At 76.0% G+C, this 15,148-nt stretch carries 4 protein-coding genes (1 of these 4 cut by a window edge); all 4 read right to left on the reverse strand.

Annotation, left to right across the window (positions count from 1 at the left end; genetic code table 11):
- On the reverse strand, positions 1-11,642 hold the 5' end (the start) of the coding sequence (locus ACGFSC_RS17130; RefSeq protein WP_359903828.1) for a type I polyketide synthase. It extends 26,146 nt beyond the left edge of the window; the window shows 11,642 of its 37,788 coding nt (coding positions 1-11,642); its start codon is at positions 11,640-11,642; the stop codon falls past the left edge of the window.
- A gap of 307 nt (positions 11,643-11,949) precedes the next feature.
- Complete coding sequence (locus ACGFSC_RS17135) at positions 11,950-12,786, reverse strand: ABC transporter permease (protein ID WP_380350910.1); 837 nt, start codon at positions 12,784-12,786, stop codon at positions 11,950-11,952.
- Positions 12,786-13,793 (reverse strand): ATP-binding cassette domain-containing protein, encoded by a 1,008-nt coding sequence (locus ACGFSC_RS17140; protein WP_359915576.1) that lies wholly within the window; start codon positions 13,791-13,793, stop codon positions 12,786-12,788. Before ACGFSC_RS17140 ends, ACGFSC_RS17135 begins: the two co-directional genes overlap by 1 nt.
- Positions 13,794-13,894: 101 nt before the next feature.
- Positions 13,895-15,133, reverse strand: a complete 1,239-nt coding sequence (locus ACGFSC_RS17145; protein WP_359915578.1) for a cytochrome P450 — start codon at positions 15,131-15,133, stop codon at positions 13,895-13,897.
- Positions 15,134-15,148: the final 15 nt, after the last annotated feature.

Here is a 15,148-nt window from a genome sequence, read left to right on the forward strand (position 1 = left end):
TGGCGGCCGAGGGCACCGTCGGCTCCGGCGACCAGGACGGTGCCGGTCAGCCGCCGGCCCTCGCCGGCGGGCGCGGGCTCGGGGGCGCGCAGCAGCCGGGCGGCGTAGGTCCCGGAGGACCGTACGGCGCTCTGGTCCTCACCGGTGGCGCCCGAGAGGAGGGCCGCGAGGCGCCGCCCGGCGCGCTCGTCGAGGACCGGCGGCAGGTCGATCAGGCCGCCGGTGCGGTCCGGGTGCTCCAGCGCCAGCGACCGGCCGAAGCCCCAGAGCTGGGCCTGCACCGGGTGTTCCAGCCGGTCGGCCCGGCCGGTGGAGACGGCGCCCCGGGTCAGGGTCCACAGCGGGGCGGTGATCCCGGCGTCCCCGAGCGCCTGCACCAGCGTCAGCGACACCGCCAGGCCGGCGGGCAGCACCGTCCCGGGCAGCGGCTCCTCGGCCAGGCCGGCCAGCGAGACCACGCCGGCGAACGGCTCGGCCGCGGGAAGCGCCGCGCGGAGGGTGTCGGCCAGGGCCGTACGGCCGACGGCCGGGTCGGCCACGACCAGGGTCACGGTCTGCGCACCGGCGGTGCGGATCGCCGCGACCACCTCCTCGGCGGCGGTCTCCTCGGCGGCCACCACCAGCCAGGTGCCGGTCAGGGCGACCGCCCCGCGCGGGGCGTCCACCGGCTTCCAGCCGATCCGGTAGCGCCAGGAGTCCAGCGTCGAGCGGTCCCGGCGGCGGCGCCGCCAGTCGGCCAGCGCGGGCAGCACCGAGCCGAGCAGCTCCGGCGTGTCGTCCAGCCGCAGCGCCTCGGAGAGCTCGGCCAGGTCCTCGCGTTCCACGGCGTCCCAGAACCGGGCCTCGGCCGGGTCGCCCTCGGCCGCCGGGGCGGCGGCCTGCTCCAGCCAGTAGCGCTCGCGCTGGAAGGCGTAGGTCGGCAGCTCGATCCGACGGCCGGCGGGCAGCAGCGTGGTGAAGTCGACGGCCACGCCGGCGGTCCAGGCCTCGGCCAGGGCGGTCAGCAGCTGCTCGGGGCCGCCCTGGCCTCGCCGCAGCGTGCCCAGCACGGCCGTCGCGGTCCCGGCCGCGTCGGCGGTCTCCTGCACGCCGACGGTCAGCACCGGGTGGGGGCTGCACTCGACGAACACCGCCCGGCCGCTGCCGAGCAGCGCGCGGGTGGCTTCCTCGAAGCGCACCGGGGAGCGCAGGTTGTCGAACCAGTACTCCGCGCCCATCCGGGCGGTGTCGATCGGGGTGCCGGTCAGGGTGGAGTAGAGCGGCACGGTGGAGGTCACCGGGGCGACCTCGGCCAGGTCGTCCAGGATGCGCCCGCGCAGCCGGTCGACCTGGGCGGAGTGCGAGGCGTAGTCGACGGGAATGCGGCGGGCCCGTACGTCCTGCTCCTCGCAGAGCGCCATCAGCCCGTCCAGCGCGTCCGGCTCGCCCGAGACCACCGTCGAGGACGGTCCGTTGTACGCGGCCACCGAGATCCGGCCGTCGAAGCCCGCGATCAGCTCCTCGACCACCGCGCTGCCCGCCGCGACGGACACCATCCCGCCGCCACCGGCGAGTTCGACGATGGCCCGGCTGCGCAGCGCGACCACCCGGGCGCCGTCCTCGACGGACAGCGCACCCGCGACCACCGCGGCGGCGATCTCGCCCTGCGAGTGGCCGATCACGGCCGACGGCTCCACACCGTGCGCCCGCCACACCTCCGCCAGCGACACCATCACGGCCCACAGCACCGGCTGGACCACGTCCACCCGGTCCAAGTCCGCGCCCGAACGCAGCACCTCGGTCAGCGACCAGTCCGTGAACGGCGCCAACGCCGCCTCGCACGCGGCCAACCGCGCCGCGAACACCGGTGAGGCCTCGGCGAGTTCCCACGCCATGCCCACCCACTGCGAACCCTGACCCGGGAACACGAACACCACGTCACCCGGGACGACCCGACCCCGGACCACACCCTCGCCGCCGAGCACCGCGAGGCCGTCCAGCAGCGCCTGACGGTCCGCGCCCAGCACCACCGCACGGTGCTCCAGACCCGCCCGCGACAGCAGCGCGGACGCCACATCCGCCACCGACGACTCCGGACGCCCCAGCACGAACTCCCGCAGCCGCTCCGCCTGCGCACCCAGCGCCGCCGGCGTCCGGCCCGACAGCAGCCACGGCAGCACACCCCCGGCCTCCGCGGGCTCCTCGGCCGCCGTCGCGGGCGCGGCCTCCAGGATCAGGTGCGCGTTGGTGCCGCTCATGCCGAACGAGGAGACGCCCGCCCGGCGCGGACGCCCGGCCTGCGGCCAGGGGCGCGCCTCGGACAGCAGCTCCACGGCGCCCGTCGCCCACTCCACGTGCGGGGACGGCTCGTCCGCGTGCAGCGTCGCCGGCAGCACGCCGTGCCGCATCGCCAGCACCATCTTGATCACGCCCGCCACACCGGCCGCGGCCTGGGTGTGCCCGATGTTCGACTTCACCGAGCCCAGCCACAGCGGCTCACCGGCCCGCTCCTGGCCGTAGGTGGCCAGCAGGGCGTGCGCCTCGATCGGGTCGCCCAGCGTGGTGCCGGTGCCGTGCGCCTCGACGGCGTCGACCTCGGCGGCCGCGACTCCGGCGTTGGCCAGCGCCTGGCGGATCACCCGCTCCTGCGACGGGCCGTTCGGCGCCGTCAGACCGTTCGACGCACCGTCCTGGTTGATGGCGGTGCCGCGGATCACCGCCAGCACCTGGTGCCCGTTGCGGCGGGCGTCGGAGAGCCGCTCCAGCATGACCAGGCCGACGCCCTCGGCCAGCCCGAAGCCGTCCGCACCCGAACCGAAGGCCCGGCAGCGGCCGTCCTCGGACAGTCCGCGCAGTCGGCTGAACTCGATGAACAGGCCCGGGGTGGACATCACGGCGGCGCCGCCGGCCAGGGCGAGGTCGCACTCGCCGCCCCGCAGCGACTGGACCGCGAGGTGCAGGGCGACCAGCGAGGAGGAGCAGGCCGTGTCCACGGTGACCGCCGGGCCCTCCAGGCCGAGCGCGTACGCCACCCGGCCGGAGGCGACGCTGCCCGCGCTGCCGGTGACCCGGTAGCCCCCGTAGTTCTCCAGGGCGTGGTCCATCCGCGGGCCGTACTCCTGGGTGGCGACACCGGTGAACACGCCGGTCGCGCTGTGCCGCAGCGTGGTCGGGTCGATCCCGGCGCGCTCGACGACCTCCCAGGCCGTCTCCAGCAGCAGCCGCTGCTGCGGGTCCGCGGCGGCCGCCTCGCGCGGCGAGATGCCGAAGAACGCGGCGTCGAACAGGTCCGCGTCGTACAGGAAGCCGCCCTCGCGGGTGTACGAGCGGCCCGGCTCGTCGGGGTCCGCGTGGTACAGCCGGTCGAGGTCCCAGCCGCGGTTGGCGGGCAGGGTGGAGATCATGTCGCCGCGTTCGGCGACGACCTGCCACAGCTCCTCGGGCGAGCCGATGCCGCCGGGGAAGCGGCAGCCCATCGCGACGATCGCGATCGGCTCGCCCGGGGCGGCGGTCGCGGCCCTGGCCGCCGTCGGCGCCGGGCCGGTGCCGGTGGCGTCGGTCAGCAGGGCGAGCAGGTGGTCGGCGAGCGCGTTCGGCGTGGGGTGGTCGAAGGCGACGGTGGTGGGCAGCCGCAGGCCCGACGCCGCGTTCAGCCGGTTGCGGAACTCCACCGCGATCAGCGAGTCGAAGCCGAGCGCCTTGAACGCGCCGTCCACCGCGATCCCGGCCGGGTCGGCGTGGCCCAGCACGGTCGCGGCACTGGAGCGGACCAGGTCCAGCAGGGTGCGGCGGCGGTCGGCGGCGGGCAGCACGGTCAGCCGGTCGGCCAGGCCGCTCGCCGCCGCGGCGGCCGACGCCCGGCGCAGCGGGGTGCGGATCAGGCCGCGCAGCACCGCGGGGACGGCCTCGGCGCGGCCGGCCGCCTCGGCGACGGCGATCCGGGCCGGGGCGATCAGCGGGCGGCCGTCGGCGAGGGCCGCGTCGAAGAGCGCGAGGCCCTGCTCGGCGGTCATCGGTGCCAGGCCGCCGCGGACCAGGCGGGCCCGGTCGGCCTCGCCGAGCCGGCCGCCCATGCCCTCGCCGTGCGCCCAGAGGCCGGAGAGCAGCGCCTGGGCGGGCAGCCCGAGGGCGTGCCGGTGCTGGGCGAGCGCGTCGAGGAAGCCGTTGGCGGCGCCGTAGCTGCCCTGGCCGGCGGCGCCGACGGTGCTGGCCAGCGAGGAGAAGAGCACGAACGCGCTCAGGTCGAGGTCGCGGGTGAGCCGGTGCAGGTTCCAGGCCGCGTCGGCCTTGGGGCGCAGCACCGCGTCCAGCTGCTCGGGGCGCAGCCGCTGCACGGAGGCGTCGTCGACCACGCCGGCGGCGTGCACCACGGCGGTGAGCGGGTGCTCGGCCGGGACGGCGGCCAGCAGGGCGGCCAGGGCGGCCGGATCGGCCGCGTCGCAGGCGGCGGCGGTGACCTCGGCGTCCAGCCCGGCGGTCAGCTCCGCGAGTTCCCCGGCGGGCAGGCCGCGGCGGCCGACCAGCAGCAGGTGGCGGACCCCGTGCGCGGTGACCAGGTGCCGGGCCAGCAGGCGGCCGATGGCGCCGGTGCCGCCGGTCAGCAGGACGGTGCCGTCCGGGTCGAACGGGGTGCGGGCGGGCTCGGCCCCGGCGTGCGGGGCGGGTCCGGCCTTGACCAGCCGCGGCGCCAGCAGGCGGCCGGCGCGCAGCGCGAGCTGCGGCTCGTCGCCGGCGAGGGCGTCGCGCAGGGCCTCGTCGGTGGGCCGCTCGCCGTCGTGGTCGAGGATCAGGATGCGGCCGGGGTGCTCGATCTGGGCGCTGCGGGCCAGGCCGAGGACGGCGGCCGCGGCGAGGTCGCGCACCTCCTCGTCCGGGCCGGCGGCGAGGGCCTGCCGGGTGAGCAGGACGAGTCGGGAGTCGGCCCGGCCCTCCTCGGCGAGGAAGGCCTGGATCAGCCCGAGGGCGCTGCGGGTCAGGGCGTGGGCGCTCTCGGCGGGGGCGTCGGGGTCGCCGGTGACCGGGACGAGGACGGCCTCGGGCGCCGGGCCGCCGTCGAGCGGCGGCAGGCCCTGGGCGAGGTCGGCCGGGACGGTCCGGACGGCGCCGCCGGTGGCGGTGGTGGCGCCGGTGGCGGCGGGGATCCAGTCGAGCCGGTGGAGCGGGTCGGCGGTGCTCCGGCCGGCGGCCGACCGCTCCGGGTCGACGGCCCGCAGGACGAGCGCGTCGACGTCCAGGACGGCGGCGCCCGCCGGGTCGCTCAGCGTGACGGCGTAGCCGCCCTCGGGGCCGGCGGGCGCGGCGTGCACCCGGACGGCGGTGGCCCCGGCGGCGTGCAGCCGGACGCCGGCGAACGAGAAGGCGAGCCGGGTGGCCGCCGGGTCGCCGTCGAGCAGCAGCACGTGCAGTGCGGCGTCCAGCAGCGCCGGGTGGATGCCGAAGCCCTCGGTCGGGAGCGTCTCGGGGAGGGTGATCTCGGCGAACAGCTCCTCGCCGCGCCGCCAGGCGGCGGTCAGGCCCTGGAAGGCCGGGCCGTAGGCGTAGCCGCGCCCGGCCAGGCCGGGGTAGGCGTCCTGGACCGCGAGCGGGACGGCGCCGGCGGGTGGCCAGGCGCCCTGCGGCGCGGGCGCGGCGGCCGGTCCGGCGATCAGCGCGCCGGTGGCGTGCCAGGTCCAGGGGCGGTCCTCGGCGGCGGCCCGCGGGCGGGAGTGGACGGTGACGGGGCGGCGGCCCGCCTCGTCCGGCGGCAGCAGCACCACCTGGATCTGGACGGAGCCGTCGGCCGGGAGGACCAGCGGGCTCTGGAGGGTGAGCTCCTCCAGGTGCGGGTGGCCGCAGCGCAGGCCCGCGTGCAGCGCGAGGTCGACGAGCGCGGAGCCGGGCAGCACGACCGCGCCGTTGACCACGTGGTCGGCGAGCCAGGGCTGGTCGGCGGTGGCGAGCCGGCCGGTGAGGACGAGGGTGTCGTCGCCCGCGAGGGTGACGGCGGCGCCGGCCAGCGGGTGGTCGGCGGGGTCGAGGCCGAGACCGGTGGCGTCGGTCGAGCCGGCGCCGGGCGCCAGCCAGTACCGCTCGCGCTGGAAGGGGTAGGTGGGCAGCGGGACCCGCCGGGCGGAGCCGGGGAAGGCGTCCGCCCAGTCCACCGCGACGCCGGCGACGTACGCCTCGGCGAGCGCGCCGAGGAACCGCTCGGGGCCGCCGTGGTCGCGGCGCAGGGTGCCGAGGGCGGCGCCGCCGCGGCCGTCGGCCTCCAGCGTCTCCTGGACGCCGACGGTGAGCACGGGGTGCGGGCTGGACTCGACGAAGGTGCGGTGGCCGGCCGCGAGCAGCGCCCGCACGGTGGGCTCGAAGCGCACCACATGGCGCAGGTTGCGGAACCAGTAGTCGGTGTCGAGTTCGGTGGTCGCCAGCAGGCCGCCGGTGACGGTGGACCAGAAGGCCGTGTGGCCTTCGCGCGGCTCGATCCCGGCGAGGGCCTCGGCCAGTTCCTCGCGCAGCGGGTCGACGGCCGGCGAGTGCGAGGCGTAGTCGACCGGGACGAGCCGGGCGCGGACGTCCTGGGCCTGGCACCGGGCGACGAACTCGTCGAGGGCCTCGGCCTCCCCCGCGACCACGGTGGCGGACGGACCGTTGTGCGCGGCGACGGTGATCCGGCCGTCGAAGCGGGCGATGCGCGCCTCGACCTCGGCGGTCGGCAGCGGGATCGACGCCATGCCCCCGGTGCCCGCGATGGCGCGAAGGTAGCGGCTGCGCAGGGCGACGATCCGGGCGGCGTCGGCCAGGGTGAGGCCGCCGGCGACGTGCGCGGCGGCGATCTCGCCCTGGGAGTGGCCGATCACGGCGGCGGGGACGACGCCGGAGTGCCGCCAGAGCTTCGCCAGCGACACCATCACGGCGAACAGCGCGGGCTGCACCACGTCGACGCGCTCCAGCGAGGGGGCGCCGGGGGCGCCGTGCAGCACGTCGATCAGCGACCAGTCGGTGTGCGGGGCGAGGGCCTCGGCGCACGCGGTGAGTTCGGCGCGGAAGACCTCGGAGGAGGCGTACAGCTCGGCGGCCATGCCCTCCCACTGGGAGCCCTGGCCGGGGAAGACGAACACGGGGCCGTCGGGGGCGCCGGCCGTGCCGGTGGTCAGGTTGGCGGCGGGCAGGTCCCGGGTCAGCGCGTCCAGGCCGGCCAGCAGCTGCTCGCGGTCGGCGGCGACCACCACGGCGCGCCGGTCGAAGGCGGCCCGGGCGGTCAGCGACAGGCCGAGGTCGGCGAGGGACGCGGCGGCGGCCGGCGCGGCGCCGGTGCGGACGGCCTCGGCCAGCCGGGCGGCCTGGGCGCGCAGCGCGGCGTCGCCGTGGGCGGAGAGCGGGAACGGCAGCGGGCCGGTCCCGGTGGCGGCGGGGGCCGCCGGGGCGTCCTGCGGCACGCTCTCGACGATCATGTGGGCGTTGGTGCCGCTGATGCCGAAGGAGGAGACCGCGGCGCGGCGCGGACGTCCGCGCTCGGGCCAGTCCCGGGCCTCGGTCAGCAGCCGGACGCCGCCGGCGCTCCAGTCCACCCGGCTGGAGGGGGTGTCCGCGTGCAGGGTGCGCGGCAGCGTGCCGTGCCGCATCGCCTGCACCATCTTGATGATCCCGGCGACGCCGGCGGCGGCCTGGGTGTGCCCGATGTTGGTCTTCACCGAGCCGAGCCAGAGCGGCTCGCCGTCGCGGTCCCGGCCGTAGGTGGCCAGCAGCGCCTGGGCCTCGATCGGGTCGCCGAGGGCGGTGCCGGTGCCGTGCGCCTCGACGGCGTCCACGTCGGCGGCGGCGAGTCCGGCGCCGGCCAGCGCCTGGCGGATCACCCGCTCCTGGGAGGGGCCGTTGGGCGCGGCGAGGCCGTTGGAGGCGCCGTCCTGGTTGATGGCGCTGCCGCGGATCACTGCGAGCACCGGGTGGCCCAGCCGCTCGGCGTCGGAGAGCCGTTCCAGGGCCAGCAGGCCCACGCCCTCGCCCCAGCCGGTGCCGTCGGCGCCCTCGGCGAAGGCCTTGCAGCGGCCGTCGGCCGACAGGCCCTGCTGCTTGCTGAACTCGATGAACATGCCGGGCGTCGCCAGCACGGTGGCGCCGCCGGCCAGGGCCATGTCGCACTCGCCGAGGCGCAGCGACTGGGCGGCGAGGTGCAGGGCGACCAGCGAGGAGGAGCAGGCCGTGTCGACGGTGACCGCCGGGCCCTCCAGGCCGAGCACGTAGGCGATCCGGCCGGAGGCGACGCTCGCGGTGTTGCCGGTCAGCAGGTGGCCTTCGAGGTCGGCCGGGGCCTGGTGCAGCCGGGGGCCGTAGTCCTGGGCGGTGGCGCCGACGAACACGCCGGTGCGGCTGCCGCGCAGCACGGCCGGGTCGACGCCGAGGCGCTCGACGGTCTCCCAGGCGGTCTCCAGCAGGAGCCGCTGCTGCGGGTCCATGGCGAGGGCCTCGCGCGGGGAGATGCCGAAGAAGGCCGCGTCGAAGCGGGTCGCGTCGGTCAGGAACGCCCCGGCGGGGGTGAGCGTGCCGGTCGGGTTGCGGCCCTCGTCGGCGTAGACGCCCGCGATGTCCCAGCCGCGGTCCTCGGGGAAGGCGCTGACCAGGTCGCGGCCGTCGAGGACCGCCTGCCACAGGGCCTCGGGGGTGTCGATGCCGCCCGCGTAGCGGCAGCTCATCGCGACGATCGCGATCGGCTCGTCGCTCACGGCGCCGGGGGCGGGCGTCGCGGGCGCGACGGCGGCGGGCTCGCCGTAGAGCAGGCCGGACAGGTGCTCGGCCAGGCGCAGCGGGGTCGGGTGGTCGAAGACCAGGGAGTCCGGCAGCCGCAGCCGGGTGGCCGCGGCGAGGCGGTCGCGCAGTTCCACGGCGGTGAGCGAGTCGAAGCCCAGGTCGCGGAAGGTGAGCCGGGCGTCCACGTCGCCGGGGGTCTCGTAGTCGAGGACGGCGGCGACCTGGGCGCGGATCTGGTGCAGCAGCGCCCGCTCGTCCCGCCGCTCGGCGGCGGGCCCGGTCGGGGCCTCGACCGGGGCCGGCGCGGCAGGAGCGGGTTCGACGGCCGGACGGGCGGCCGCGTCCAGCCAGAAGCGGCGGCGCTGGAAGGCGTAGGTGGGCAGGTCGACCGGTCGGGGGGCGTGGCCCGCGAAGAGGGCGTCCCAGTCCAGCGGCGCGCCGGCGGTGTACAGCCGGGCGACGGCGCCGAGCAGGGTCTCCGCGTCGTCGCGGTCCTTGCGCAGGGCCGGGGCCAGCAGGCCCTGGGCGCCGGCCTGCCGGGCCATCGCGCAGAGCACTCCGTCCGGGCCGACTTCGAGGAAGCGGGTGACGCCCTCGCGGTGCAGGGTGTCGACGCCGTCGGCGAAGCGGACGGCCTCGCGGACCTGCCGGACCCAGTAGTCGGGGGTGGTGAGCAGGCCGGGCTCGGCGATCCCGCCGGTCAGGTTGGAGACGATCGGGATGCGCGGCTCGGCGAAGGTCAACCCGCCGAGCACAGCGGCGAATTCGGTGAGCATCGGCTCCATCAGCGCCGAGTGGAAGGCGTGCGAGACCGTCAGCCGGCTGGTCTTGCGACCCTCGGCCTTCCAGCGGGCCGCGAACTCCTCGACCACCTCGACCGGACCCGAAACCACCACCGAGGTCGGGCCGTTGACGGCCGCGACATCGAGCCGGTCACCGATCTCCGAACGCACCTCCGCCTCGGCGGCCTGCACCGCCAGCATCGCCCCACCGCTCGGCAGCGCGTCCATCAGCCGACCGCGCGCCGCCACCAGCGCACAGGCGTCCGCCAGCGAGAACACGCCCGCCACATGGGCGGCCGCGATCTCACCGATCGAGTGCCCGAGCAGGAAATCCGGGACCACTCCCCAGGATTCGAGCAGCCGGAACGACGCCACCTCGACCGCGAACAGCCCGGCCTGAGCCCACACCGTACGGTCCAGATCCTCGACGCCCTCGAACACCACGCCGCGGACCGATCCACCGAGCAGCGGGTCGAGCTCCGCGCACAGCTCGTCGAAAGCGGTCGCGAAGGCGGGGTGGGCCTCGTACAGGCCCCGGCCCATGCCGACCCGCTGCGAGCCCTGCCCGGTGAACAGGAACGCCGTCCGCCCCTCGTCCGTCTCCCCCGAGACCACCCCGCGCACCGGCTCGCCGGCGGCCAGCGAGCCGAGGCGGCGCAGCAGTTCGTCCCGGCCGCGGCCGAGCACGGCGGCCCGGTGGCCGAAGGCCGCGCGGGTGGTGGCCAGCGAGTGGCCGATGTCGGCCGGGTCGGCGGCGGGGGTGGCCTCCAGGTGGGCGCGCAGCCGGGCGGCCTGCTCGCGCAGCGCGTCCTCGGTGCGGCCCGACAGCGGCCAGAGCACCGGCGCGTCGGCGTCGGCGGTCCGCTCGCGCGGGTCCTCGGCCCGGCCGGGCCACTCCGCGAGCACGACGTGGCAGTTGGTGCCGCCCATGCCGAAGGAGCTGACACCCGCGATCCGCGGGCCCTCGGGCCAGGGTTCGAGGGCGGTCTGCACCCGCAGGCCGAGGTCGTCCAGGGGGATGCGCGGGTTGGGCCGTTCGAAGTTGAGGCTCGGCGGGAGCTGCCGGTTGGCCACCGACAGGACGGCCTTGAGCAGGCCGGCCGCGCCGGCGGCGCCTTCGAGGTGGCCGATGTTGGTCTTGGCGGAGCCGACCCGCAGCGCGGCGTCGGGGGTGCGGCCGGCGCCGAGGACGGCGCCGAGGGCCGCCGCCTCGACCGGGTCGCCGACGGCCGTGCCGGTGCCGTGCAGTTCGACGTAGCGCACCGCGTCGGGGGCGATCCCGGCGCGCCGGTAGGCGGCGCCGAGCACGTCGGCCTGGGCGTCGCGGCTGGGGGTGGTCAGGCTGTCGCCGCCGCCGTCGTTGTTGACGGCGCTGCCGCGGATGACGGCGTAGATCCGGTCGCCGTCGGCGACGGCCCGGGCGACGGTCTTGAGGGCGACGACCACGCCGCCCTCGCCGCGGACGTAGCCGTTGGCGCGCTCGTCGAAGGTGTAGCAGCGGCCGTCCGGGGAGAGCGCGCCGAAGCGGGCCGCGCCGACGGTGCTCTCCGGGGCCGCGATCAGGTGCACGCCGCCGGCCAGGGCGAGGGTGGCCTCGCCGCGCCGCAGGCTGTCGGCGGCGACGTGCACCGCGACCAGGGAGGAGGACTGTCCGGCGTCGACGGTCATGCTGGGGCCGCGCAGGCCGACGGCGTAGGAGACCCGGTTGGCGATCAGGCCGCGCTGCAGGCCGGCCAGCGAGTGCGGGCCGATCTGCGCGGTGCCGCCGCGCTGGGCGAGGGTGGCGTAGTCGGAGGCCATCACGCCGACGAAGACGCCGGTCCGGCTGCCGCGCAGGGCGTCCGGCACGATCCGGGCGTCCTCCAGCGCCTCCCAGCTCAGCTCCAGCATGAGCCGCTGCTGCGGGTCCATGGCGGTGGCCTCGCGCGGCGAGATGCCGAAGAAGCCCGGGTCGAACCCGTCGATCCGGTCGAGGAAGCCGCCGCGGCGCGGGACGTCCCGCTCGGCGAGGTCGCCCCGGTCGAGGGGGACGTCACCGATCGCTTCCACGCCGTCGCACAGCAGCTTCCAGAAGGCCCGCGGGGTCGCGGCGCCCGGCAGTCGGCAGGCGAGTCCTACGACGGCGATGGCAGCGTCATCGGCATGGACCTCAGGCATGGGACACCTCAACACGTAATGCGCCGGAAATAGCCGAACGGAATTCACGGGTGGAATTGCCCACCCGTCGACCTGGGCGGATTGGCGTTTCGCAAGGGCCACCGCGGTCCGCCGGGTGGAATTCCCCGGCGTACCCGATGGCGCGTCATCCGCGAGCTTAGGGAGCGAACCGACCGGCACCAACCCCTAAGCAGGGCGGATGCCGGCCCCCGGTACCGGCCCCACAGTTAGGGGTGCCGGTCCGGGGACTTCCGGCCGGGGACCCCGGTCCCGGGGATTCCCACCGGGCGGTGCGGGGTTCGCCGGGTCAGCGGTTCTTGCGCTGGAACGAGCGCACCGACAGCGGCACGAAGACCACCAGGAGGCCCACCGACCACAGCAGCGTCGCGGCCACCGGGTGGTCCACCGGCCAGGCGTGCGAGCCGGTCACCGTCCCCGGGTTGCCGAACAGCTCGCGGCAGCCGGCGGTCAGGGCGCTGAGCGGGTTCCACTCGGCGATGAACCGCAGCCAGGCGGGCATCCCGTCGGTCGGCACGAAGGCGTTCGACAGCATGGTCACCGGCATCACGAGCAGCGTGAGCTGCTGCGCCATCTGCTCGTTGGGGACCTTCAGGCCGAAGAAGCAGCCGACCCAGCTGAGCGCGTAGCGCATCAGCACCAGCAGCCCGAAGCCGGCCAGGGCGTTCAGCAGCCCGTCGGAGGCGCGCCAGCCGACCAGCAGGCCGGCCACCGCCATGATGGCCACGCTGAGCAGGCCGCCGACCATGTCGGAGGCGGTGTGCCCGAAGGCGACCGCGACCCGCGACATCGGCATCGAGCGGAACCGGCTCATCAGTCCGCGCGAGACGTCGGCGGCGACCCTCTCGATCACCGCCACCACCGAACTGGCCGTCACCATGGCGAACAGCCCGGGCATCAGGTAGGCGCGGTAGTCACCGCCGCCCGGAATCCGGATGGCGCTGCCGAAGACGTAGCCGAACAGCAGCACCATCACGGCGGGGAAGATCAGGGCGGCGATCAGTGAGCCGGGCTCCTGGCGCAGCCGGCTGAACTCGCGCCCGACGAGGACGAAGCCGTCCGACAGGGCCCAGCGCAGGCGGGTCACCGGGGTCCGGCGGGCAACGGGGGTGCTCTGGACGGTCATCAGGCGTGGTCCTTGACTCTGTCGTCGGCTCGGGCGCCGGCCGGGGCGTCGCCGTCGGTTTCGGTGTCGGCCGGGGCCGAGCGGTCGGTCAGGCGCAGGAACACCTCGTCGAGGGTGGGGCGGCGCAGGCTGACGTCGGCGACCTCGATCCCCGCCCGGTCCAGCTCCCGGACGAGTGCGGAGACCCGCACGGTGCCGTCCGCGGACGGCACGCTCAGGCTGTTCTCGCCGGTCCCGGTCGGCTCGGCCCCGGTCAGCCGGTGCAGCACGGCGGAGGCCTGCGGCAGCAGCGCCGGGTCCTCGACGACCACGTCGAAGCGGTTGCCGATCGTCGACTTGAGTTGGTCGGGGGTGCCGTCGGCGATCACCCGGCCGTAGTCCACCACCGCGATGTCGTCGGCCAGTTGGTCGGCCTCGTCCAGGTACTGGGTGGTGAGCAGCACGGTGGTTCCCTCGGCGACGAGCTCCCGCACGCAGTCCCAGATCTCGCCGCGGCTGCGCGGGTCGAGGCCGGTGGTCGGCTCGTCCAGGAAGAGCACCTGGGGGCGCAGGATCAGGCTGGCGACGAGGTCGAGCCGGCGGCGCATGCCGCCGGAGTAGCCGCGCACCTGCCGGTCGGCCGCCTCCATCAGGCCGAAGCGCTCCAGGAGTTCGTCGGCCCGCTGGTGCACCTGCCGACGGGGCAGGTGGTAGAGCCGGCCGAACATCCGCAGGTTGCCGCGGCCGGTCAGCTTCTCGTCCACCGCGGCGAACTGCCCGGCCAGGCCGATCACCGAGCGCACCCGGTCGGCCTCGCGGACCACGTCAAGCCCGGCGATCCGGGCGTGCCCGGCGTCCGGGTCCATCAGGGTCGCGAGGATGTTCACCGCGGTGGTCTTGCCGGCGCCGTTGGGGCCGAGCACCCCGCAGACCGTCCCGGCCGGGACGGCGAGGTCGAGCCCTCGTAGGGCGTGGACCTCGCCGAAGTGCTTGTGCAGTCCTTCGGCGAGGATGATCGGGTCCGCCATGATCCCTCCACTGGGAAGTGCCGTGTGCGCGGGTCGCGCCGTACGCGGTCGTGGTGCGGTCGCGGCCGACCCGCGCCGGGGAGCCGTGCGCCGACGCCGGGTCAGCTCGCCGACAGCGGGAACTCCCGCAGGCCGCGAATGATGAAGGAGCCCCGCCGGCGCACCGGCCCGGCCTGCCGCAGCCCGGGCATCCGGGAGATGAGGGTCCGGTAGGCCACCTCGGCCTCGAACCTGGCCAGCGGCGCGCCCAGGCAGTAGTGGATGCCGGCCGAGAACGCCAGGGTGTCGTTGCGGCTGACCCGGGTGATGTCGAAGCGGGCGGGGTCGGGGAAGACCTGCGGGTCCCGGTTGGCCCCGGCGGCCACGATCGCCAGCTCGCTGTCGACGGGCAGCACGACACCGCCCAGCTCGACCGGCTCGTGGGCGATCCGCCGGTAGGTCTGCACCGGCGGGTCGTGGCGCAGCGTCTCGTTGACCACGTTCTGGGCCAGTTCCGGGTCCTCGGCCACCATCCGCCACTGCTCGGGGTGGCGCAGCAGCGCCAGGATGCCGTTGCCGATCAGGTTGACGGTGGTCTCGGTGCCGGCCAGCGGCAGGAACATGCACAGCGGCAGCAGTTCGTCCATGCTCAGGCTGCCCTCGTCGACCAGCGGCAGCATCCGGCTGATCATGTCCTCGCGCGGCTCGACCCGGCGCTGCTCGACGATCCGGGTGAACAGCTCGGTCATCCCGGCGATGGCGGCGTCCACGCTGCGCGCCTTCTCGTAGGTGACCACGCCGTCCAGCAGCGGGACGATCTCCCGGCTGAGGTGGTGGAAGTGCTCCCGGTCCTCCTCGGGGATGCCGACCAGGTCGCCGATCACCGCGGTCGGCAGGTGGTGGGCGAAGGCGGTCATCAGGTCGAACCGGTCGCCCTGGGCCAGGATGTCGTCGATCAGCCGGTGGCAGATCTCCTCGGCCCGGCCGCGCCATCGCTCGACGACGCGCGGGTTGAGGGTGGGCATGGTCATCCGGCGCAGCCGGGTGTGGTCCGGCGGGTCGAGGCCGAGCATGGAGTTGTCGAAGTTCATGAACTCCGGCACCTTCTCGCCGTCGGCCCTGCGCACGCCGAAGCGCTTGTCCCGCAGCACCTGGTTGGCGAGTTCGTGGTCGGTGGTGACCCAGGTGCCCAGCGGGCTGCGGTAGACCCGGCCCCGCGCCCGGATCTCCTCGTACGCGGGGTAGGGGTTGTCCGGCGCGCTCAGCACCTTCGCGTAGGGATCGCCCTGGGCGGCGAGCTTGCGCACCAGGTCGTGGAAGAAGCGCATCTGCGCCCGGAGTTGCCGCTCACTCGACTCCATCGTCCCGTGCCCCTT

Source organism: Kitasatospora sp. NPDC048715, from assembly GCF_043198905.1.
GTDB classification, from domain to species: domain Bacteria; phylum Actinomycetota; class Actinomycetes; order Streptomycetales; family Streptomycetaceae; genus Kitasatospora; species Kitasatospora lactacystinica.